General features: G+C 67.5%; 21 protein-coding genes and 1 pseudogene. 9 read left to right on the top strand and 13 right to left on the bottom strand.

The features are described 5' to 3' along the window. The first annotated feature begins 22 nt into the window (after positions 1 to 22). From SLG_RS04770 to SLG_RS04760, 3 genes are read left to right on the top strand one after another with little or no spacing between them, the layout of a single operon-like run. Positions 23 to 1945 carry an acetyl/propionyl/methylcrotonyl-CoA carboxylase subunit alpha gene (locus SLG_RS04770; protein WP_014075298.1) on the top strand — a complete coding sequence of 641 codons (1923 nt, stop codon included), beginning with the start codon at positions 23 to 25 and terminating at the stop codon, positions 1943 to 1945. A gap of 19 nt (positions 1946 to 1964) precedes the next feature. After that, on the top strand, positions 1965 to 2468 hold the full coding sequence (locus SLG_RS04765) for a MaoC family dehydratase (protein ID WP_331386531.1): 504 nt from the start codon (positions 1965 to 1967) through the stop codon (positions 2466 to 2468). Then, positions 2465 to 3313 (top strand): HpcH/HpaI aldolase/citrate lyase family protein, encoded by an 849-nt coding sequence (locus SLG_RS04760; RefSeq protein WP_014075296.1) that lies wholly within the window; start codon positions 2465 to 2467, stop codon positions 3311 to 3313. The genes SLG_RS04765 and SLG_RS04760 overlap by 4 nt, the downstream gene beginning before the upstream one ends. Before the next feature lie 399 nt (positions 3314 to 3712). Here the strand turns inward: SLG_RS04760 and SLG_RS04755 are convergent, their stop codons facing one another. From SLG_RS04755 to SLG_RS04735, 5 genes are read right to left on the bottom strand one after another with little or no spacing between them, the layout of a single operon-like run. Continuing rightward, positions 3713 to 4120: an acyl-CoA thioesterase gene (locus SLG_RS04755; RefSeq protein ID WP_014075295.1), complete on the bottom strand. Its 408-nt coding sequence runs from the start codon at positions 4118 to 4120 to the stop codon at positions 3713 to 3715. Further along, complete coding sequence (lpdA, locus tag SLG_RS04750) at positions 4113 to 5504, bottom strand: dihydrolipoyl dehydrogenase (RefSeq protein ID WP_014075294.1); 1392 nt, start codon at positions 5502 to 5504, stop codon at positions 4113 to 4115. Before lpdA ends, SLG_RS04755 begins: the two co-directional genes overlap by 8 nt. Next, positions 5501 to 6844, bottom strand: coding sequence for a dihydrolipoamide acetyltransferase family protein (locus SLG_RS04745; protein WP_014075293.1), 1344 nt, complete (start codon positions 6842 to 6844; stop codon positions 5501 to 5503). Before SLG_RS04745 ends, lpdA begins: the two co-directional genes overlap by 4 nt. Positions 6845 to 6848: 4 nt before the next feature. Further along, positions 6849 to 7859 (bottom strand): alpha-ketoacid dehydrogenase subunit beta, encoded by a 1011-nt coding sequence (locus tag SLG_RS04740; RefSeq protein WP_269453896.1) that lies wholly within the window; start codon positions 7857 to 7859, stop codon positions 6849 to 6851. A gap of 16 nt (positions 7860 to 7875) precedes the next feature. Continuing rightward, entirely contained in the window at positions 7876 to 9105 is a 1230-nt protein-coding gene (locus SLG_RS04735; protein WP_014075291.1) for a thiamine pyrophosphate-dependent enzyme, read from the bottom strand. Between the two features lie 117 nt (positions 9106 to 9222). On the opposite strand from SLG_RS04735, the gene SLG_RS04730 reads away from it, so the two are divergent. Beyond that, positions 9223 to 9705, top strand: coding sequence for an Lrp/AsnC family transcriptional regulator (locus tag SLG_RS04730; RefSeq protein ID WP_014075290.1), 483 nt, complete (start codon positions 9223 to 9225; stop codon positions 9703 to 9705). Positions 9706 to 9717: 12 nt separating this feature from the next. Here SLG_RS04730 and SLG_RS04725 read toward each other — a convergent pair whose 3' ends face one another. The 3 genes from SLG_RS04725 to fumC all read right to left on the bottom strand — a co-directional run bounded on the left by SLG_RS04725 (position 9718) and on the right by fumC (position 12675). Further along, positions 9718 to 10569, bottom strand: a complete 852-nt coding sequence (locus SLG_RS04725; RefSeq protein ID WP_041392637.1) for an SDR family oxidoreductase — start codon at positions 10567 to 10569, stop codon at positions 9718 to 9720. 89 nt (positions 10570 to 10658) lie between these two features. Continuing rightward, positions 10659 to 11030, bottom strand: a complete 372-nt coding sequence (locus tag SLG_RS04720; RefSeq protein ID WP_014075288.1) for a PRC-barrel domain-containing protein — start codon at positions 11028 to 11030, stop codon at positions 10659 to 10661. A 259-nt stretch (positions 11031 to 11289) separates the two neighbouring features. Beyond that, positions 11290 to 12675 (bottom strand): class II fumarate hydratase, encoded by a 1386-nt coding sequence (gene fumC / locus SLG_RS04715; RefSeq protein WP_014075287.1) that lies wholly within the window; start codon positions 12673 to 12675, stop codon positions 11290 to 11292. 147 nt (positions 12676 to 12822) lie between these two features. On the opposite strand from fumC, the gene SLG_RS04710 reads away from it, so the two are divergent. Further along, positions 12823 to 13806: a DNA topoisomerase IB gene (locus SLG_RS04710; RefSeq protein WP_014075286.1), complete on the top strand. Its 984-nt coding sequence runs from the start codon at positions 12823 to 12825 to the stop codon at positions 13804 to 13806. A 103-nt stretch (positions 13807 to 13909) separates the two neighbouring features. Here SLG_RS04710 and SLG_RS04705 read toward each other — a convergent pair whose 3' ends face one another. Next, complete coding sequence (locus SLG_RS04705; RefSeq protein ID WP_014075285.1) at positions 13910 to 14296, bottom strand: winged helix-turn-helix transcriptional regulator; 387 nt, start codon at positions 14294 to 14296, stop codon at positions 13910 to 13912. 85 nt (positions 14297 to 14381) lie between these two features. Between SLG_RS04705 and SLG_RS04700 the strand changes: the two are divergent. Then, positions 14382 to 15115 (top strand): annotated as a pseudogene (locus SLG_RS04700) (SDR family NAD(P)-dependent oxidoreductase). A gap of 171 nt (positions 15116 to 15286) precedes the next feature. On the opposite strand, the gene SLG_RS04695 reads toward SLG_RS04700, so the two are convergent. After that, positions 15287 to 16027, bottom strand: a complete 741-nt coding sequence (locus SLG_RS04695; RefSeq protein WP_014075282.1) for an extensin-like domain-containing protein — start codon at positions 16025 to 16027, stop codon at positions 15287 to 15289. Positions 16028 to 16147: 120 nt separating this feature from the next. Between SLG_RS04695 and SLG_RS04690 the strand changes: the two genes are divergently transcribed. Continuing rightward, a complete protein-coding gene (locus SLG_RS04690) occupies positions 16148 to 16360 on the top strand; it encodes a hypothetical protein (RefSeq protein ID WP_014075281.1) in 213 nt (70 codons plus the stop codon). 296 nt (positions 16361 to 16656) lie between these two features. Here the strand turns inward: SLG_RS04690 and SLG_RS04685 are convergent, their stop codons facing one another. The 3 genes from SLG_RS04685 to SLG_RS04675 are packed head-to-tail and all read right to left on the bottom strand — an operon-like array spanning position 16657 to position 19495. Beyond that, a complete protein-coding gene (locus SLG_RS04685) occupies positions 16657 to 17454 on the bottom strand; it encodes a nuclear transport factor 2 family protein (protein ID WP_014075279.1) in 798 nt (265 codons plus the stop codon). After that, a complete protein-coding gene (locus SLG_RS04680) occupies positions 17451 to 17996 on the bottom strand; it encodes a MarR family winged helix-turn-helix transcriptional regulator (RefSeq protein ID WP_014075278.1) in 546 nt (181 codons plus the stop codon). The genes SLG_RS04685 and SLG_RS04680 overlap by 4 nt, the downstream gene beginning before the upstream one ends. Continuing rightward, a complete protein-coding gene (locus tag SLG_RS04675; protein WP_014075277.1) occupies positions 17996 to 19495 on the bottom strand; it encodes an aldehyde dehydrogenase family protein in 1500 nt (499 codons plus the stop codon). Before SLG_RS04675 ends, SLG_RS04680 begins: the two co-directional genes overlap by 1 nt. Before the next feature lie 55 nt (positions 19496 to 19550). On the opposite strand from SLG_RS04675, the gene SLG_RS04670 reads away from it, so the two are divergent. Both SLG_RS04670 and SLG_RS04665 read left to right on the top strand, forming a co-directional pair. Then, entirely contained in the window at positions 19551 to 21281 is a 1731-nt protein-coding gene (locus SLG_RS04670; protein WP_014075276.1) for a GMC family oxidoreductase, read from the top strand. Continuing rightward, a complete protein-coding gene (locus tag SLG_RS04665) occupies positions 21278 to 21658 on the top strand; it encodes a nuclear transport factor 2 family protein (protein ID WP_014075275.1) in 381 nt (126 codons plus the stop codon). The genes SLG_RS04670 and SLG_RS04665 overlap by 4 nt, the downstream gene beginning before the upstream one ends. Positions 21659 to 21660: the final 2 nt, after the last annotated feature.

The following is a 21660-nucleotide window of genomic DNA, read 5'->3' as shown; positions in this document are numbered from 1 at the left end:
CCTTGCCGTCGCGAGCCCATCCATGATCACGTCCCTCCTCATCGCCAATCGCGGCGAGATCGCCTGCCGGATCATCCGCACCGCGCGGGCCATGGGCATTCGCACCATCGCGGTCCATTCGGATGCGGATGCCCATGCGCTGCATGTCCGGGAAGCGGACGACGCCGTGCATATCGGCCCCTCCCCCGCTCGGGAGAGCTATCTGGTGGGCGAGAAGATCATCGCAGCGGCGAAGCAGACGGGCGCGCAGGCCATCCACCCCGGCTACGGCTTCCTCAGCGAGAATGCCGACTTCGCGCAGGCGGTCATCGATGCCGGGCTGGTGTGGGTCGGCGCCACGCCGCATTCCATTCGCGCGATGGGCCTCAAGGATGCCGCCAAGGCGCTGATGCAGGCGGCCGGAGTCCCCGTCACGCCCGGCTATCTCGGCGAGGACCAATCCCCCGGGCGGCTGAAGGCGGAGGCCGACGCCATCGGCTATCCCGTGCTCATCAAAGCCGTGGCAGGGGGCGGCGGCAAGGGCATGCGCCGGGTGGACGCGGCCGCCGATTTCCTCGATGCTCTCGCTTCCTGCAAGCGCGAGGCAGCCGCCTCGTTCGGCGACGATCGCGTGCTCATCGAGAAATACATCCTCTCGCCGCGCCATATCGAGGTGCAGGTGTTCGGCGACACCCATGGCAACATCGTCCATCTGTTCGAGCGCGACTGCTCGCTCCAGCGGCGGCACCAGAAAGTGATCGAGGAAGCGCCCGCCCCCGGCATGGACGAGGCGACGCGCGAAGCCCTCTGCGCCGCTGCCGTGCGCGCCGCGCAGGCGGTGGACTATGTCGGCGCCGGCACGATCGAGTTCATTGCCGATGCCAGCCAGGGGCTCTCCGCCGATCGCATCTGGTTCATGGAGATGAACACGCGGCTGCAGGTGGAGCATCCGGTGTCCGAGGAAATCACCGGGGTCGACCTGGTGGAGTGGCAATTGCGCGTCGCCAGCGGCGAGCCGTTGCCCAAGCGGCAGGACGAGCTGGCCATCCAGGGCCATGCGATCGAAGCGCGGCTCTATGCCGAGGATGTCGCGGCAGGCTTCCTCCCGTCCACCGGCCCGCTCACCCATTTCCACATCGATGGCTGGACGCAGAGCAGCCATGCCCGCATCGAGACCGGCGTGCGGCAGGGCGATGCCATCTCGCCCTTCTATGATCCCATGATCGCCAAGCTCGTCACGCATGCGGCATCGCGGGAGATCGCCATGCAGAGCCTTGGCGGCATCTGCGAGGATGTGATCTGCTGGCCGGTGCGGTGCAATGCCGGTTTCCTCGGCCGGCTGCTGCGCGATCCCGATTTTGCCGCGGGGCAAGTGGATACCGGCCTTATCGAGCGAAAGCTGGCCGAGCTGACCCCCGCCGGCGAGCCGAGCACGCATGCGCTCGAGGCCGTGGCGCGGATCGCGACCAATCACTTGCCCGGCCGGACCGACCATGCGGCGGCGGGATCGGGACCATGGGCCGACCTGCGCGGCTTCCGGCTCAATGGCCCGGCAGCGCCCGTCACCATCCGCCTGACCGACGGCAAGCGCGACTATGCCCTGACCGTGCCGGAGGATGAGAGCGGCGCATTCGTGCCCGTCGGCGTCGTGAGCGAGGGCTATCTCGTCAATGAGGACGGCAGCAGCTTCATGCTGACCGAAGCCCGCTATGCGGCCGACGCCACCGGCGGCGCTTCGGACGGCGCCATCCTCGCCCCCATGCCGGGCCGCATCATCGCGGTGGACGTGACCGAGGGACAGAGCGTCACGCGGGGCCAGAAGCTGCTCACGCTCGAGGCCATGAAGATGGAGCACAGCCTCACCGCGCCATTCGATGGCACCGTGGCCGCGCTCAATGCCGGCGTCGGCGGGCAGGTGCAGGTCGACGCATTGCTGGCGCGCATCGAGCCCGTAGCATCGGCCTGACCTTGTTTCAGCCCCCCTCCTGACGCATGCTTCCCGGCACGCAAACAGCAGCACGACGGAGAAGAGCATGACCGCCCGCTTCTTTGACGAACTCAGGATCGGCGACATCATCGTCCATCCCGTCCGCCGCACGGTGACGGAGACGGACAATCTCCTCTGGTCGGCGATGACTCACAATCCGCAGCCGCTGCATCTCGACGCCGAGGCCGCAAAGGCGACCGAGTTCGGTCGGATCCTCGTCAACTCGACCTTCACGCTCAGCCTCATGGTGGGCCTCTCGGTCGAGGGCACGACGATGGGCTGCCTCATCGCCAATCTGGGCTTCGACAGGATCGTGCTGCCCGCCCCGGTGTTCATCGGCGACACGCTGCGCTGCGAGAGCGAAGTGACAGCCCTGCGCGAGAGCAAGTCCCGCCCCAATGCGGGCATCGCGACATGGGAGCATCGCCTCTCCAACCAGCGCGACGAGATCGTCTGCAAGGGGCTGCGCACCGCCCTGCTCCTGCGCGAGCCGGCGGCATGAAGGCCCTGCGCTCCCTGCTGTTCGTGCCCGGCGACCGGCCGGATCGCTTCGGGAAGGCGGCGGCGAGCGGCGCGGACGCGGTCATCCTCGACCTTGAGGATTCGGTCGTGCCCGAGCGCAAGGCGGCGGCGCGGGCGGCCGTGACGGAGTGGATGGCCGGCGAGCGCATGGTCCCCGCCATCCTGCGCATCAACCCGCTCGACAGCGATGCGATCCGGGAAGACATTCATTGCCTGCGCGCCGCCCGGCCGGATGCCGTGATGCTGCCCAAGGCGGAAGGCGCGGCATCGATCAATCTGCTCGACGAGCTGCTCGGCACGGAGACGGTGCCGGTGATCCCCATCGCCACGGAAACGCCTGCCGCGCTGTTCGAACTCGGCAGCTACCGCAACTGCGCGGACCGGCTCGCCGGGCTGAGCTGGGGCGCGGAGGACCTGCCCGCCGCCATCGGCGCGAGCACCGCGCGGGAGGCGGACGGGCGCTACACCCCGCCCTATGAAATGGTGCGCAGCCTCGCCCTGTTCGCAGCCCATGCGGCGGGGGTGCCGGCCATCGACACCGTGTTCCCCGCCCTCTCGGACATGGACGGCCTCGCCGCTTATGTCGCGCGCGCGCGGCGGGACGGCTTCACGGGGATGCTCGCGCTGCATCCCGCGCAAGTGCCCGTCATCAATGCCGGCTTCACGCCCGATGCCGATGAAGTCGCGCGGGCGCGCGCGATCGTGGAGGCTTTCGCCACGCATCCCGGCGCGGGCGCGCTGTCGCTCGACGGACGCATGATCGATCGCCCCCATCTGGCGCAGGCCCGCCGCATCCTCGCCATGGCGCAAGCCACGAACGGCTGATGGGCCGTGGCGAGGCCGGTGACGTTGCGGACGGGGGGGGGCGAGTGGGTTCCTTCCTGCAAGCGGAGGGACCTTGCGGCGGCAAATTTCTCGTATCACGCCTATTGCTGCCAGGCGGCAAGCTCACCGATGGCTTTCAGGCACCGAGAATGGCGAGGCGGACGACCGACGGGGGTGGAGAGCGGAGATTTCCCACTTTTCGTGAGAAGAGGTGACGTCTCCATTGGCGTCGTGTCCGGAAAGGCGGCTACTGGCCAGCCCCCGTCTCGCTGCCGGGCGGGTTTCGGAGATTTGTGACGGCCGCCGGAACAACGGAATGTCGTGGGGGCGGACGTCACCTTGTCCCTCTTGTCCGGCCGGCCCCTTTTGACGGGCACGCCAACGCCGCGCCCCGGCGCTTCAGCCGGGCTCCACGGCTCTTGGCCGTCCGGCCTCGTCCACGGCGACGAAGGTGATGATGCCGTCCGTCACTTTCGCCGCGGCATCGCCGTCGCGCGGGCGGCTCCAGGCTTGCACCGCGATGCGCATGGAGCTGCGGCCGAGCCGGTCCAGCCGCGTGTAGATGGAGAGTTCATCGCCTGCCCGGACGGGCCGCAGGAAAGCGATGCCCTCGATCGCGACGAGCACCGCCCGCCCCCGCGAGTAGCGCGAGGCGAAAGCGCTCGCGGCGAGATCCATTTGCCCGACCAGCCAGCCGCCGAACATGTCGCCGTAGAAATTGGCATCGGCGGGCATTGCGGTGACGCGGATGGTCGGTTGTTCGTCCGGCAGGGCGCCATGCGGCTCCGTACCGTCGGTCTCAGACATGGATGGCATGGCCCAGCGCCTTGAGCGCGCTTTCATGGACGGCCTCGCCGAGCGTGGGATGCGCATGGATCATGCCCGCCACATCCTCGAGCGTCGCGCCCATCTCGATCAGCGCCACGAAGCCGCTGGCGAGCTCGGAGACATGGCGGCCCACGGCCTGCAGCCCCACGATCCGTCCGCTGCCCTTTTCCGCGACGGTGCGCACGAAGCCGCCGCCGTCGCCCGCCTCCATGCTGAGCGCGCGGCCATTGGCCATGAAGGGAAACTGTCCGACGACGTGGCTCTCGTCCGCCCGCTCGACGCCCACGGTCACGATCTCCGGCTCGGTGAAGCAGATGGCGGGGATCGCCACCGGATCGAAGCGGCGGCGCTTGCCCGCGATGATCTCCGCGACCATCTCGCCCTGCGCGGACGCGCGATGGGCCAGCATCGGCTCGCCGGTCACGTCGCCGATCGCCCAGACATTGCGGGTCGAGGTGGCGCAGCGCTCGTCCACCTTGATGAAGCGCCCGTCCATCGCGATGGCCATGGTCTCCAGGCCCCAGCCCTGCGTGTTCGGCTGGCGGCCGACGGTGACGAGGATCTTCTCGGCGGGGATGGCGAAGCGATCCCCCAGCGGCGTCTCGATATCCAGCCCGCGCGCCGATCGGCCGCCTGCCCGCGCCTGCAGGTGAAGCTCGACGTCATGCGCATGCAGCCAGTCCAGCACCGGGCGCGTAAGCAACTCGTCATAGAGCGGGAGAATGCGCTCGGCCGCCTCGACCAGCGCCACGCGCACGCCCAGCTTGGCGAAGGCGATCCCCAGCTCCAGGCCGATATAGCCCGCGCCGACCACCGCCAGCGTGCGCGGCAATTCGGTGAGCGCAAGCGCCTCGGTGGAGGACAGCACATCCCCGCCGAACGGCAGCGACGGCAGTTCGACCGGCAGGGAGCCAGTGGCGAGGATGACATGCTCGGGCTCGATCCTGACCGGGCCCTCCGCCGTCTCGACCGTGCAGCTCTTGGCATCGGCAAAACTGGCCCAGCCCTTCAGCACCGTCACCTGCGCCCGTCGCAGCAGGGCCGTGACGCCATTGCTCAGCCGGTCGACGATCCCGTCCTTCCACCGCATGGTCGCGGCCAGATCGAGCGTCGGCGGGGCGGCGAGACGGATGCCGAGATGGCCGCCCTGCGCCGCCGCGCGGGACGTTTCCGCGAAAAGGTCCGCCGCGTGGATGATCGCCTTGGAAGGAATGCAGCCGCGCGTCAGGCAAGTGCCGCCCGGCCGGCCGGCCTCGACCAGTACGGTCTCCAGGCCGAGTTGCCCGGCGCGGATTGCGGCGACATAGCCGCCCGGCCCGCCGCCGACGACAAGCACGCGCGGGCGAAGCGTCCGGCCGCTCATGCGCCGTCTCCCATGAAGATGAGCGCGGGATGCTCGATCAGCCGCTTCAGCGCCTGGATGAACGAGGCGGCGTCATAGCCATCGACGATGCGGTGATCAAAGGAGGAGGAGATGTTCATCACCTTGCGCACGCTGACAAATTGCCCCTGCACGACCGGCTTCTCGACGATCCGGTTCGGCCCGATGATCGCGACTTCCGGGTGATTGATGACCGGCGTCGTCGCGATGCCGCCGAGCGGCCCGAGGGAGGTGATGGTGATGGTGGAGCCGGAAAGCTCCTCGCGCTTCGCCGTCCCATCGCGCGCGGCAGTCGAGAGTCGGGCGATCTCGCGCGCGATCTCCGCAAGCGTCAGCGCCTCGGCATGGCGAAGCACCGGCACCATCAGCCCGCCCGGCGTCTGCGTCGCGATGCCGACATGCACGCCGGCGGAGACATGCAGCACGCCCTCGTCATCATCGAAGCGCGCATTGACCTGCGGAAAGTCCGGCAGGGCCCGCACGAGCGCACGGATGAGGAACGGCAGCAAGGTGAGCTTGGGCTGGCCCTCGTCCGGCCGGGCATTCATCTCGGCGCGCAGCGCCTCGATCTGCGTGACGTCCACTTCCTCGACATAAGCGATGTGCGGGATGCGCCGCTTGGCTTCCTGCATCTTCTCGGCGATGCGGCGGCGCAGGCCGACGATCTTCACATCCTCGCCGCCCGTGCGCGGCGCAAGCCCGCCGGGCGCGCGCGCCATGCCGCCCGATGCGATGAAGTCATCCAGATCGGACGGCAGGATGCGCCCGCCCGGACCGGTGCCGGGCACGAACTGGAGCGGGATGCCGAGCTCATAGGCCCGGCGGCGCGTGGCCGGGGCCGCGAAGACCTGCCGGGGGCCGATGGGGATATCCACGCGCCCCGCCACGGCGCGGCTTTTCTCAGACGGGGACGGAGACGGTGAAGGCGGCGCGGCGCGGCGCGCGGACGGCGCAGGCGATGTGCGGTCCGGCGCGACGGCGGGGGCCGCCTCCGCGCTGCTCTCCACGGCTGCCGATGGCGGAGGCACCGGCGGCTCGGCGGGGGCGACGGCCGCGGCTTGCGCCGGGGCATTGCCCTCGCCTTCCACCTCAAGCTCGACCAGCACCGCGCCGACGGCGAGCATCGCGCCGACCTCGCCATGAACGGCGGTCACCGTGCCATCGACCGGCGAGGTCATTTCCACCGTCGCCTTGTCGGTCATCACATCGGCGAGATTATCGTCCTCGCGGATGCGGGCGCCCGGCTGCACATGCCAGGCGACGATCTCCGCCTCGGTCACACCTTCCCCGATGTCCGGCAGGCGGAAGAGATAGCGTCCCATCGCGTCAGTCCTCCATGGCCTTGCGGAGCGCGGCCGCCAGCCGGCCGGGGCCGGGCATGTAATCCCACTCGAATGCGTGGGGATAAGGCGTGTCCCAGCCGGCGACCCGCAGGATGGGGCTCCGGAGCGCCCAGAAGCAGCGCTCCTGCACCAGCGCCGAAAGCTCGCCGCCGAAGCCGCCGAAGCGCGTCGCCTCGTGAAAGATCACGCAGCGCCCCGTCTTCGCGACCGAGGCGGTGATCGCCTCGATATCGAGCGGGACGATGGAGCGCAGGTCGATCAGCTCGGCATCAATGCCGCTTTCCTCGATGCCCGCCTTGGCGACATGGACCATGGTGCCATAAGCGAGCACCGTCACGTCCTTGCCCTCGCGCACCGTCGCGGCCTTGCCCAGCGGCACGGTATAGTGCCCCTCCGGCACCTCGGCGAGCGGATCGCCCGTGCCGGCCCAGCTCTTGAGCTGTTCGTCCGGCCGCGCGTAGAATGGCCCGTTATAGATGCGCTTGGGCTCCATGAAGATGACGGGATCATCATCCTCGATCGACGCGATCAGCAGCCCCTTGGCATCATAGGGATTGGAGGGGATCACGGTCTTGAGCCCGGTCACATGCGCGAACAGCGCCTCGGGCGACTGGCTGTGCGTCTGCCCGCCGAAAATGCCGCCGCCATAAGGCGACCGCACCGTGATCGGCGCCCAGAACTCGCCGCCGGACCGGTAGCGCAGCCGCGCCGCCTCCGACACGAGCTGATCGAAGGCCGGCAGGATATAGTCCGCGAACTGGATCTCCGCGACCGGCCGCAGCCCGTAGACCCCCATGCCGATGGCGGTCGCGATGATCCCGCCTTCCGCAATCGGCGTGTCGAAGCAGCGCGTGAGCCCGTGCTTCGCCTGAAGCCCGTCCGTCACCCGGAACACGCCGCCGAAATAGCCGATGTCCTCGCCGAACAGCACCACGTCGGGATCCTGCGCCAGCTTGACGTCGAGCGCGCTGTTGAGCGCCTGGATCATGTTCATCAGCGCCATGGGCCGGTCACACTCCCATCTCGCGGCGCTGCTCGATCACGCGCCAGTCGGGTTCGCTGAACACATGCTCGAACATCTCGCTCACCGGCGGCTTGGACTTGCCCAGCGTGCCGACCGCCTCGCCTTCCTTCATGGCCGCCCGCACCGCCTGATCGAGTTCCTCGGTCAGTGCGGCGTGGCGAGCATCGTCCCATTCGCCGAGCGCGATCAGGTGCCGCTTCAGCCGCTCGACGGGATCACCAAGGGGGAAATGGCTGGCTTCGTCGCTCGGCCGGTAACGGGTGGGATCGTCGGACGTGGAATGGCCGGCCACACGATAGGTGACGAACTCGATGAGCGTCGCGCCGAGATTGGCGCGCGCCCGCTCCACCGCCCATTGCGTCGCGGCCCAGACGGCGAGGAAGTCGTTTCCGTCGACGCGTAGACCGGGCAGCCCGAAACCGATGGCCCGCGCGGCAAGCGGCGCTTCCTGCGCGCCGGCAAAGCCCGAATAGCTGGAGATCGCCCACTGGTTGTTGGTGATGCACAGCAGGCAGGGCGCATGATAGACCGAAGCGAAAGTCAGCGCTTCGTGGAAGTCGCCTTCCGCCGTGGTGCCGTCGCCCACATAGGCCAGCGCCAGCTTGTCGTCGCCCTTGTAGGCCGAGGCCATGGCCCAGCCCACCGCATGACCCATGCGGCTGCCCAGATTGCCCGAGAGGGAATAGAAGCCATAATCCCGCGCGGAATAGAGGATGGGCAATTGCCGCCCCTTGAGCGGGTCGCGCTCATTGGAGAAGATCTGGTTGACCAGATCGATGAGCGGATAGTCCCGCGCCATCAGCCAGCCCAGCACCCGGTAAGTGGGGAAACACATGTCGCCCTTGCCGAGCATCAGCGACTGCGCGACGGGAATGGCCTCCTCGCCCGTCGACTTCATGTAGAAGCTGGTCTTGCCCTGCCGGTGCGCGCGGAACATGCGATCATCGAAGATGCGGGTCAGCATCATGGCGCGCAGTCCGCGGATCAGCATCGCGACAGGGATATCGGGCTTCCACGGACCGACGGCCTGCCCATCCTCATCCAGCACTCGCACGAAGCGATAAGGCACCTCGCGCATGTCGAGCCCCCGCGTCTCGGGATGGGGGCGGTCCGCCGCACCTGCCGGCTCGAGGCGCAGATGCGAAAAGTCGGGCACGCCGCCGGGGCGCGCATCCGGCTCGGGAATGTAGAGAGAGAATGATGGTTCATTCCTCATCGGCAACCTCTCCAGGTCTGTTCTTCTCGGGGAAGTGTCTCACAGCCGCCCGCGGAACGACATTGCTTTCTGCAGAGGCAGAGCGCATGAATCCGGAACAATGATCCTATCTCAGCCATGAAAACGGAAGAATTTTCTCTCGACCCGTTCGATCGAAAGATTCTGGCCGAGTTGCAGGCCGCTCCGGAGATCAGTATCAGTGCGCTGGCGGAGCGGATCGGCCTCTCGCAGACGCCGTGCTGGCGGCGGCTCAAGGCGCTGGAACAGCATGGCTATATCGCGGGGCGCGCCGTGCTGCTCGATGCCCGGCGCCTGGGTCTGGTCGTCGACGTGTTCGCGCATGTCCGGCTCAGCCATCATGACGGCGACACGCTCGACACGTTCGAGGCGGCGGTGAGTGGGCATCCCGAAGTCGTGGCCTGCTACTCGATGAGCGGGGAAAGCGACTATCTCGTGCGGATCCTGTGCCGCAGCATCGAGGCCTATGACGCGTTCCTGAAGCAGAAGCTCCTGCGGCTGCCGGGCGTCACGGCGGTCAATTCCAGCTTTTCGCTCAAGACGGTCAAGCAGACCACCGAACTGCCCATCGACCCCGAGTAGCGCCACGCCGGTCTAGCTGCCGACGATCATGCCGCCATTGGGATGCAGCACCTGACCGCTCATGTAGCTCGAATCTTCGCAGGCGAGGAACAGGAAGCTCGGCGCGACCTCGTTCGGCTGGCCCGGCCGGCCCATCGGCGTGCTTTCCCCGAAATGGGCGAGCTTTTCCTTGGTGGCGCCGCCGAACGGATTGAGCGGCGTCCAGATCGGCCCGGGTGCCACCGCATTCACGCGGATGCCCTTGCCAAGGAGATTTTCGCTGAGCGAACGGGTGAAGGCCGTGATCGCGCCTTTCGTGCTTGAATAATCCAGCAGCTCTTCCGAGCCCTTGTACATGGTGACGGAGGTGCAGTTGATGATCGCGGCGCCTTCGCGCAGGTGCGGCATGACCGCCTGTGTGAGGAAGAACATCGAGAAGATGTTGGTCTGGAAGGTCCGCCGAAGCTGCTCCTCGGTGATGTCCTCGATATTCTTGTCGGGATGCTGCTCGCCGGCATTGTTCACCAGCACGTCGATACGACCGAAGGCAGCCATGGTCCGCTGGACCAGCTCGTCGCATATCGCCTTCTCGCCCAGATCGCCGGCGAAGACGAGCGATTGCCGGCCCTCGGCCCGGACGATCTTCTCCGTCTCGGCAGCATCCTCATGCTCGCACAGATAGGCGATGACGACATTCGCGCCTTCCCGGGCGAACAGCGCGGCGACGGCGCGGCCGATGCCGCTGTCGGCGCCGGTGACGATCGCCACCTTGCCATCGAGCCGCCCGGAACCCGGATAACGAGGCTGCCATTCTGGCTGGGGATGAAGCTTGCGCTCCTCGCCCGGCAGGGCATCCTCATGGATCATCTCGACTGTCTCGGTCATCATGAATTTCCCTGTTAGCTGGCCTGAAATCCGTGGGGCGATCCGCCGGGCGAATGGGGCACACCCCACCGCCCGGCGCACGGCCATCCTCAGACAAACGGGTAAGGGACGCCCCAATAGCCATAGACCTGGCGGCCATAGATATGGTCATATTCGGGCTCGGCGCGCTCCTCATACCGCGGCGCGGCTTCCAGCCGTTCCTTGCTGATCTCGACGACATAGCCGCCAAGATTGGTGTCGTAGGTGAGCATGTCCCACGGGAGCGGATAATATTCGCTGCCGATGCCGAAGATGCCGCCGAACTGGAGCACGGCGTATTCCGCCTTGCCCGAGCGCTTGTCGACCATGAAATTGCGGACGCTGCCGAGCTTCTCGCCCTGGCGATCATAGACGGTGGTGCCGTCGACCTTGTCCGACGAGATCAGGCGATTGGTTTCATCGATTGCGATTGTTTCAGCCATGGGGGCTCCTCTCAAGTCTGTAGTGACGCATGATCTCCGCGCCCGGAGGCAGGCCGGGCCTGCCCGATGCAGCGGAGATGGCGGCAGCAGCGCATCCGCTTGCCACACACAGACTGAACGGACTGGCGGGGGCTCCAGTTCCCATGCGCCGTCATGCTTCGTCGCGACCGGACAACGCCGTGTCGAACGGCGCCCGAAACCCCGCCCCGGAGCCCGAATAGTCTTCGCGGCTCCGGAGCCCGCTATCCCGCCGGGGCGATCAGACCATCGTTTCCGGGCGCACCAGATTGTCGAACAGGGCCTCATCGACGAGACCGAGCGCCAGCCCCGCCTCGCGCAGGGTGAGGCCGCTCTCATGAGCATGTTTGGCGATCTTCGCGGCATTGTCATAGCCGATCGCCGGGGCAAGCGCGGTCACGAGCATCAGCGAACGCGCGACCAGCTCGGCAATGCGCGCCTCGTTGGGGACCATGTCCTCGACGCAGCGCTCCGCGAAACTGTCCATGCCCACGGCCAGCAGGTGAAGCGACCGCAGCACCGCCGCGCCGATCAGCGGCTTGAAGACATTGAGCTCCAGATGCCCCTGAAGGCCGCCGACCGTGACCGCCTGATGATTGCCGATCACTTGCGCCGCGACCATCGTCAGCATCTCGCACTGGGTGGGATTGACCTTGCCGGGCATGATCGAGCTGCCCGGTTCGTTTGCCGGCAGCTCCAGCTCGCCCAGCCCCGAGCGCGGGCCCGAGCCGAGCAGGCGGATGTCATTGGCGATCTTGGTGAGCGCGACCGCCAGCGTCGAAAGCGCCGCCGAGAAATGCACGAGCGGGTCGTTCGACGCCAGCGCCTCGAACTTGTTGGGCGCGGTATAGAAGGGCAGGTCCGTCAGCGTGGAAATCTCGCTGGCCACGGCCTCGGCGAAGCCTTCCGGCGCGTTGAGCCCCGTGCCCACCGCCGTGCCGCCCTGCGCCAGCGCCAGCACGTCGTGCATCACGGCATGGGCAATGCGCTCGCGGCAATTGGAGAGCTGCCGGGCATAGCCGGAAAATTCCTGCCCCAGCATGAGCGGGGTCGCATCCTGCAGATGGGTACGGCCGATCTTGACGATGTCCTTCCAGGCCTGCGCCTTCGCTTCCAGCAGGTCGCGCAGATAATCGAGCGCCGGCAGCAGCTCGTCGGTCGCCGCGCGGGCGACGGCGATGTGCAGGGCCGTGGGGAAGCTGTCGTTGGAGGACTGGCTCTTGTTCACATGATCATTGGGATGGACGGGGCTCTTACCCCCGCGCGTGCCCGTCAGCAGTTCATTGGCGCGGCCGGCAATCACTTCGTTGACGTTCATGTTGCTCTGCGTGCCGCTGCCGGTCTGCCAGATCACCAGCGGGAACTGGTCGTCATGCCGGCCGGCGATCACTTCGGCCGCTGCCTCGTCGATGGCGTCGGCGATGCCCCCGTCCAGCCCGTGCGCCCGGTTCACCCGTGCGGCGGCGCGCTTCACGATCGCCAGGGCATGGATGATGCCGACGGGCATGCGCTCGCTGGGCGCGAAAGGGAAATTCTCGATGCTGCGCTGGGTCTGCGCGCCCCAATAAGCCTGCGCGGGGACATCGATCGCGCCGATGCTGTCGGTTTCCGTCCGGGTCTCGGTCATGCGCTACTCCTTGCGACAGCCCCCGCCTTCAATTGAACGGTGCGCCGCTCTCCCGCAAGCCTTCCCGGCGCGTTCCGCAGCCGGCCCGGCTCCTTTTGGCGGGTTCGTGCATTGTCCGCTCGTCGAAACCGCATCGCCGGGAGCATCATGTCGCAATCCCTCGTCTTCGTCGACGACAGCCTGCCCGGCATCACGCGGCGCAAGGTCCGCAGCCACTGGGCCTATTTCGATGCCCATGGCGAGCGGATCACGAACCGGGAGGAAATCGACCGCCTGAACGCGGTGGGCCTGCCGCCCGCTTATGCCGATGCCTGGTTCGCGCCCCGCCCCGACGCGCATATCCTCGCCACCGGCATCGATGCGCGGGGGCGCAAGCAATATCGCTACCATCCCGATTTCACGGCCGAGCGCGCATCACTGAAGTTCGATCGCTGCGTCGCCTTCGGGCACGCCCTGCCGCGCATCCGCGCCCGCGTGGAGAAGGACATGGGCAGCCGGCTGCTCTCCCGGGAGCGGGCCATCGCCTCGGTCGTGTATCTGCTCGACAGCGGCCGCATCCGCATCGGCAACGAAGCCTATGCGCGGACGAACCGCAGCTTCGGCGCGACCACGCTGCGCATGCGCCACGCGAAGCTGGCGGGCGGCAAGCTCATGCTGCGCTTCCGCGCCAAGTCCGGCAAGCTGTGCGAGATCGGCATGACGGACCGGCGGCTGATCCGCTTCGTCAAGCGGATGCAGGACCTGCCGGGCCAGCATCTCTTCCAGCATCTGCGCGAGGATGGCGACGCGGCCCCGATCACCTCATCGGACGTGAATGGCTATATCCAGGAAACGATGGGCGCCGACTTCACCGCCAAGCAGTTCCGCATCTGGCGGGCCAGCTCGCTGGCGCTGGAATGGCTGGCGGACGACGCGAACGGCCCCGGCATCAATGCCATGCTCGCCTTCGTGTCCGAGCATCTGTGCAACACCCCCGCCGTCGCCCGGAAAGCCTATGTGCACCCCCGCCTGCTCGACCTCGCCAAGGCGGGCCGCGAAGCGCGGCGCGAAGCCATCCGCCTGCCGCGACGGACACGCTGGCTGAGCCGGCCGGAGCGCGGACTGATCGCCCTGCTGGAGAGCGGGGACTGACGAACCGGATCATTTCCGGACATTTTAGGACACATGGATCGGACCTGCGCGGCGACCTCGCAGGCCTGCGCGGAAGGGCGGTCGCGCAGGACCTTGTCCGGCTCTATCCGACGTCGAGCGACGGGCGGCGCCACTTGTCCCGCTCGGCGAAGACGCGGGCGACTTCCTCCATATGTTCGGCGCCCCAGTTGGACAGCGGGACCAGCGCCTGCGCCAGGCTGTGGCCCAGCGCGGTGAGGCTGTAATCGACGCGCGGGGGCACTTCCCGATAGTCGGTCCGGATCACAATTCCGTCACTTTCCAGTTCCTTGAGCTGTTGGATCAGCACCTTGTCGCTGACGCCGCGCACGGCCCGCTTGAGCTCGCCATAGCGATTGGGGCCCTCCAGCAGGAAGTAGATGATGAGCGGTTTCCACTTGCCCGCCACCACCTTGAGCGTGGCGTCGAGACCGCAGGAGAAGCCGGGAATGCAGGGGGGAGTCGGGGCCATATTTTGATGCTTACCAAAAAGTGCATACTTGTCGATAGGTGTGTGCCTCGCCAGCTTTGCGTCACCCCAAACAAGGAGACGAAAGATGGACAGGTTGAACGGCAAGACGGCAGTGGTGACAGGCGGCGGAAGCGGCATCGGTTTCGGGATTGCGCAGCGCTTCGTGGCGGAAGGCGCGTTCGTCTTCCTCTTCGGCCGGCGACAGGACGCGCTCGATGCCGCCGTGGCCAAGCTCGGCCCCAATGCGCCGCCATCCAGGGCTCGGTGACGGAGCTCGCCGATCTCGACCGGCTGTTCGCCGCCGTGGAGGCGCAGCGCGGCACGCTGGACATCCTCGTGGCCAATGCCGGGACCGGTGAGCTGGCACCGCTCGGCGAGATCACGCCGGGCCATTATGACCGGACATTCGACGTCAATGTGAAGGGCACGCTCTTCACGGTGCAGAAGGGCTTGCCGCTGATGCGCGCGGGCGGCTCGATCATCCTCACCGGATCGACCACGGGCGAGATGGGCACGCCCAGCTTCAGCATCTACAGCGCCTCGAAGGCTGCGGTGCGCAACTTCGCCCGCAGCTGGGCGCTCGATCTCAAGGGCACCGGCATCCGCGTCAATGTCGTGTCGCCCGGGCCGACGCTCACCGATCTGGCGCTCGACGTCGTCGGCAGGGAGCCCTTCGAGGCGCTGGGCGCCAGCACCCCGATCGGGCGGCTGGGCGATCCTTCCGAGATCGGCGCGGTCGCCGCGTTCCTCGCGTCGAGCGACAGCAGCTTCATGACCGGCGGCGAAGTGTTCGTCGATGGCGGTCTCGCGCAGATCTGAGAGGGCGCACGCTGTCTCGTCGTTGACCATGTCATCCCGGGCCGAGTCCGGGATCCCGCTGCCTTGAGGATCGCCGGGTTCGGACGGTCTGAGAAAAGGAAGAAGCTGGATCCCGGGTCGAGCCCGGGATGACGACGGAAGTGGCTGAAAAGCTACACGCCTCCCCGCCGCCTAGCGGCAGGCGCGCCAGCCCATCTGGCCTCGCTGGGCCTGATCGAGATGAAGATGGTCGTGATGCTGCTGGTTATAGTCCGGCGAGAGGACCGTCGCGAACAGGCGGCAGGCGCCGTCGCGGACCTCGCGCAGGAAGATCGCTTCCTGCCCCGGCACCGACCAGTCGCGCTGCACGGAGATGCGGCGGCCATCGGTCAGCACGAAGGCGCTGATGTCGATGGCGTTGGCCGTGGCATGTTCGCTCCAGTTGCCCTCGGACCGACCGTAGAGCCGCCGGCAACTGTAGCTGCCCAGATGCTCGATCCGCTCGACCGACGCGCCCAGCAAGCGCTGCGCCGCCGGTTGCACGACCTGCCATTTCCACACCGCCATGGAAGCCACGATCGGGCAGGCGGGCGTGACGCTCGCGGGCGCGAGAGCCAGCATTTCCTGTCCGGACCCGATGCGCACGGCATCGGCCGCGCCGCATTGCCCCTGCCCCGCGATCGGCGCGGCCTCGGTCACGACCCCGGCCTGGCGCAGCAGCGCGCGGCATCGTTCGCCATCCTCCGCCAGCCCGGTGAGCTTGCGCCCGGTGAACAGGCCGATCGGCTGGCCCAGATCCAGCTCCGTCCAGGGCAGGTCCTGCGGCGCCGGCCGCAGGAGAGCGAAGGCGAGAAGCGCGGCGAGAATGACGATTGCCAACCAGACGAGGCGCCGCAGCCACCGGGAGAAGCGCGAGAAGAAAGTCCGTCCCATGCCCCGACAACGCGACACCGGGGCATTGGCTGCACGCGGGGTGCAACCGGCGGCCCGGTCAATGGTTGCTACAGATGAGACCCGCGCGAGACCCGAGGCGGGACATCAAGGAGATGCACAATGTCAGCTGACGACAGCCGCAAGCCGGACGATCAGGCGCCCGCCGCCGGCCCCGAGGACACGGACGGCAAGACGCCCCCGATCCCGAAGGTCCGCGATGCCGGCCCGGACGAGATGAAGGACGAGCCGCCCCACTGGGACGATGTTGACGAGGCGTCCGACGAATCCTTCCCGGCGAGCGATCCGCCCTCGTTCAGCCAGCCGCGCCCGTAAGCCGGGTGTGCCTTAGGCGGATCGACATTAGCCCTCTGGAGCGCGTTGCCTACCCGGGCGGCTTGGACAAATGCCGAGGCCATAGGGGCGCACCCTATCCCGTCATTCACGAGGTCATCCCGGACTCGATCCGGGATCCCGCTGCCTTGGAGATCGGCGGGTCCGGAGGGTTTGAGAAAAAGAAGAAGCGGGATCCCGGGTCGAGCCCGGGATGACGACGGACATGGCTGAAAAGCTGACTCCTGGCTCCCTCGAAGGCCGCGAACTCCTCCATGCCGCCTAGCCCCCCCGGGGGCTCAGCCCTCCGGGGTTGAGGCGCGGGCGACGTCGATGGTGCTGATCTGCCCGTTGCGCAGGCCGTAGACCACGAACACGCGCACCGACACGGATTCGCCCTTGCGCAGGGGCGCGACGACGAAGTCCGGCGCATCGACCTGCGCCGTGAAGGTGCTGGTGCAATCGACGGCAATGCCCTTGTCGTCGATGACCAGGCTGTGGATGGTCAGATGCTCGCGCACGGACCGGAACATGGTGCCGTAGAAATCGCAAATGGCCTGCTTGCCGACCATGAGCGGGGCAGTGGGCAGGCGCAGCGTGCAGTCGTCCGTATAATAGCGCCCTGCCCGCTCCATGTCCCCGTCGCTGAAGGCCGCGGCATAAGCCTGATAGGCGGCGCGCCCGCCGGCATGGCCCGAAAGCATGGGCGCCTTGATGACGCCCTGCTCCGCCGGCCAGGTCATCGAGCAGAGCTCGGCGATGCGGCCGTGCTCATCCAGCGTGTAGGTGACGAAGAAGCGCACCGTGAGGATGTCGCCCGGCATGAGCGGCGCGAAGGGGAAATCGGGCCGGGGCTCGGTGCAGATGAAATCCATGTCCACGTCGACGAACAGGCGGTTCTCCTGCTGCATCACCAGGCGCGGCCGCACGATCTCGCGCACGCCGTCATGCGCCCAGTGCAGGAAGGCCAGCAGTTCCTCCCGCCCCCGGCTGACCCGGGACGAGCTGTACATCACGCAGTCCGGCGCGAACCAGGTCTCGACCAGTTCCTCGTCATTGCCCTGATTGAAGGCAGCGACATAAGCATCATAATTCATTCGGTTGTCCCACCTTCGAAAGGCCGCTCGCGGGCGAGCCCGTCCGCCCGGCGCGCGATCCGCAGCAGCAGCTCGTCGAGCATCTGCAGCTCCCCGGCGTTCAGGTCGGCAGTCAGCACGCTGTAGAAGGCGCGGCGCTGCTGCTGCATGCGCTCATAGACGTCCGCACCGGCAGGCGTCAGCACCAGCAGGCTGCTCTTGCGGTTGCGGGGATTGTTCACGCGGGTGAGATAGCCCTTCTCCTCCAGCGAGCGCACCCCGCGGCTGACCTCGGCACGGTCCACCAGCGCGGCGACCGACACTTCGCTGGCGCTGCGCGAGCCCATCACCGCGATATGCGCGAGGACGCGCCATTCCGCGAGGGACACGCTCGCCACGTCCCGCACCTGCTGGGTGGAGATGCGGTCCAGCATCTTGCCCAGCATCAGCAGGCGATAAGGCAGATGCCGCGCATCGAAGATGCTCCAGGCTTCCTCGAGCGGGCCAGCCTCCCGGACCGGATCAGGACTTGCCGCCGGGAGGGCCCCCTCCTGCCCCGGCATCAGAGCGAGACGCTCACGGCCTTGAGCTCGGTATAGGCCTCGATGCCGGCCTTGCCGTTTTCGCGTCCCCAGCCGGAGGCCTTGAAGCCGCCGAGCGGCAGCGCGGGATCGACACCGCCCGAGCCGTTGATGCGCACCGTGCCGGCCTTCAGGCGCCGGGCGAGCTTGTGCGCGGTCGAGATGTTCTGCGTGAAGATGGACGCGGAGAGGCCGAACTCCGTCTCGTTGCCGCGACCCGCCAGCGCATCGACATCATCATCGTCGCCGAACCGCATGGCGCAAAGCACCGGGCCGAAGATTTCCTCCTTGCGCACCCGCATGTCGGCCTTGGTGTCGAGCAGCACGGTCGGCTGGACGAAATAGCCTTCCTCGCCGATCCGCTCGCCGCCCACGAGGATGTTCGCGCCTTCCTCGCGGCCGGCAGCGATGTAGCCGGTCACGCGATCGAGCTGCGCGGCGCTGACGAGCGGGCCGATCATCGTATCGGCTTCCAGCGTCTGGCCGACCTTCATGCCCTTCGCCATGTTGACCACGCCTTCCAGCACCGCATCGGCCACCTTCTCATGCACGAACAGGCGCGAGCCGGCGGCGCAGACCTGCCCGGCATTGAAGAAGATGCCCATGGCGGCGGCCGGGATGGCCCGGGACAGATCGGCATCGGCGAAGATGAAGGTGGGCGACTTGCCGCCCAGCTCCAGCTGCACGCGCGCGAAATTGCTCTTCGACGCCTCGATGATCGCCTTGCCGGTCTGGGTCGATCCGGTGAAGGAAATCTTGTTGATGCCCGGATGCGCCGCCAGCGCCGCGCCGGCCGTGCGGCCAAGGCCGCTCACGATGTTGAGCACGCCTTCGGGAATGCCTGCCTCCAGCGCCAGCTCGCCCAGCCGCAGCGTGCTGAGCGGCGTCTGCTCGGCAGGCTTGAGGACGACGGTGCAACCGGCCGCCAGCGCGGGCGCGAGCTTGCCGACCGCCATGACGAGCGGGAAATTCCACGGCACGATCTGCGCGCACACGCCCACCGGCTCGCGCAGCACATAAGAGAGCCATTCGCCCGGCGCGCTGATCTCGGCCGTCTCGCCGTAGATCTTGGTCGCCCAGCCGGCATTGTAGCGCAACTGGCCGACCGCGCCGCCGACATCGAGCATGCGCGAGAACTGGATCGGCCGGCCGACGTCCAGCGTCTCCAGCAGAGCGAGCTCCTCGGCATTGGCCTCGATGAGATCGGCGAGGCGAAGCAGCATGTTGGCGCGCTCGGCGGGCTTCACTTTCGACCAGGGGCCCTCGAAAGCGGCGCGCGCGGCGGCGACGGCCCGATCGATGTCCGCATCGCCTGCCGCGGCGACATGCGCGATGACCTCGCCCGTGGAGGGATTGCGCGTCTCGAACGTCTCACCGGACGCGGCTTCCACCCAGTCCGCGCCGATGAGCATCTTCACCGGGCCGGCGCCGTAGCGAAGCTTCAATTGCTCGAGCAGGCCGGGATTATAAGGCGCGTTCATGGGCGGTGGCATCCTTTCCAGTTCCGCTCCCGGGACGCATGGCCACCGAGAGTTGTTGAATCATCATGAACTCCCCAATAACAGCATGATCGTGATCGCGCCAAGTGGACGCGACAAAATCAACTGGAGAGCGGCCCTGTCCACCGAGAAATTCGATTATGTGATCGTCGGCGCCGGGTCCGCCGGGGCTGTGCTCGCCGCGCGACTCACCGAGGACCCGGCCGTGCGGGTGCTGCTGCTGGAAGCCGGCGGCGGGGGCGACGACTGGCTGATCCGCATGCCGCTCGGCTTCCTCAAGGCGCTGTTCAAGCCGGGCTATACCTGGCCCTACTGGACCGAACCCGAGCCGCACATGAACGGCCGCAAGCTCATTCTGCCGCGCGGGCGCCTGCTCGGCGGCTCCAGCTCGATCAATGGCATGGTGTTCATGCGCGGCCACAGCGCCGATTTCGACCGCTGGGCGCAGATGGGCTGCACCGGCTGGAGCTATGCCGACGTGCTCCCCTATTTCCGCAGGATGGAGAACAGCTGGCGCGGCGAGTCCGCGCTGCACGGCGGCAGCGGGCCGCTCAGCGTCACGCCCAATGCCACCAAATGGCTGCTGCATGACGAGCTGATGGCCGCCGCGCGCAATGCCGGCTTCCCGCTGACCGACGACATCCATGACGGCGACGAGGAAGGCGTCGGCCGCGTCGAGCTGACGATCGATCGCCATGGCCGCCGCGCCTCGACCTATGCGGCCTATCTCAAGCCCGCCATGACCCGCCCCAACCTGACCGTGCGCACCAACGCCATGACACAGCGAGTGCTGACGGAAGGGCGGCGTGCCACCGGCGTGGAATATCGCCATGACGGCATACTGAAGACCGCGACGGCGACGCGCGACGTCATCCTCTCGGGCGGCAGCTACAATTCGCCGCAGCTGCTCATGCTCTCGGGCATCGGCCCGGCGGCGCATTTGCGCGAGATGGGCATCGACGTGGTGCACGATCTGCCGGGCGTCGGGCAGAATCTCTCCGAGCATCCGCGCACGCCGGTGACCTTCGAGGCCGCGCCGGTGACGTTCGTCAACGAGCTGCGCTTCGACAAGGCGACGCTGAGCGTGCTGCGCTGGTATTTCATGGGCACCGGCCCGTTCGCCAGGCAAGTGAACAGCGCCAACCCGGTGCTGCGCACCGACCCGCGCCTCGCCCAGCCGGACATCCAGCTCTGGTGCAACCCGGTGACGCTGGACGCGCATCTCTGGTTCCCCGGCATCAAGAAGCGCCCGCCGCACAAGCTGACGGCGGACGTCATCCTGCTGCATCCGGAGAGCCGGGGCCGCGTCTTCCTCAAGAGCCCGCGCGCCGACGACCATGTCGGCATCTTCCTCAACCTGTTCAGCGCGCCGGCGGACTTCGCGACCGCGCGCGCCGGCATCCGCATCGCCCGCAAGATCTATGCGACCGCCCCGCAGTCCGAGATCACCGGTGCCGAGATCGCGCCCGGCATCGACGTGCAGAGCGACGAAGCGCTGGACGAACACATCCGCGCGACGACCACGACGACCCAGCATCCGCTCGGCACCTGCCGCATGGGAAGCGGGCCGATGGCCGTGGTCGATCCGCAGCTGCGCGTCATCGGCATGGAAGGGCTGCGCGTGATCGACGCCTCCGTGATGCCCGACGAGACCGGCGGCAACATCAACGCGCCCACGATCATGATCGCCGAGCGCGCGGCCGACATCATCAAGGGCCGCGTGCTGCCGGCCGACGACCTGCCAGCCCGCGAGGAGAGAAGCCTGTGACGAGAGAGGATTTCGAGCGCTATATCGGCGCCTTCAATGCCAATGACTTCGAGGGCTTTTCCAGCTTCTACGCCGATGACGTCGATTTCCAGCTCGGCGAGCGCAAGCATATCGTGGGCCGCGAGGCGATTGCCGACTTCTATCGCGGCATCAAGGCGCATTTCGCCGAGACGCTGACCATCCTCGACCTCGTGATCGCGCCGGACGGCGCCTGCCTGCACGTCCACACCCGCTTCGAGACGATCGAGGACTGGCCGGACTTCGACATGTGGCCCACGAAGAAAGGCGACGTGCGCGAGATCGAGAGCATCATCCTCTATCGCATCCGCGACGGAAAGTTCACGCACATCAAGTCCGCCCGCTTCAAGGAACTCTGAGT

Source organism: Sphingobium sp. SYK-6 (genome assembly GCF_000283515.1).
Lineage (GTDB): Bacteria > Pseudomonadota > Alphaproteobacteria > Sphingomonadales > Sphingomonadaceae > Sphingobium > Sphingobium lignivorans.
The sequence above is the reverse complement of the archived record's forward strand: the minus strand, read 5'-3'. Positions and strand labels throughout refer to the sequence as shown.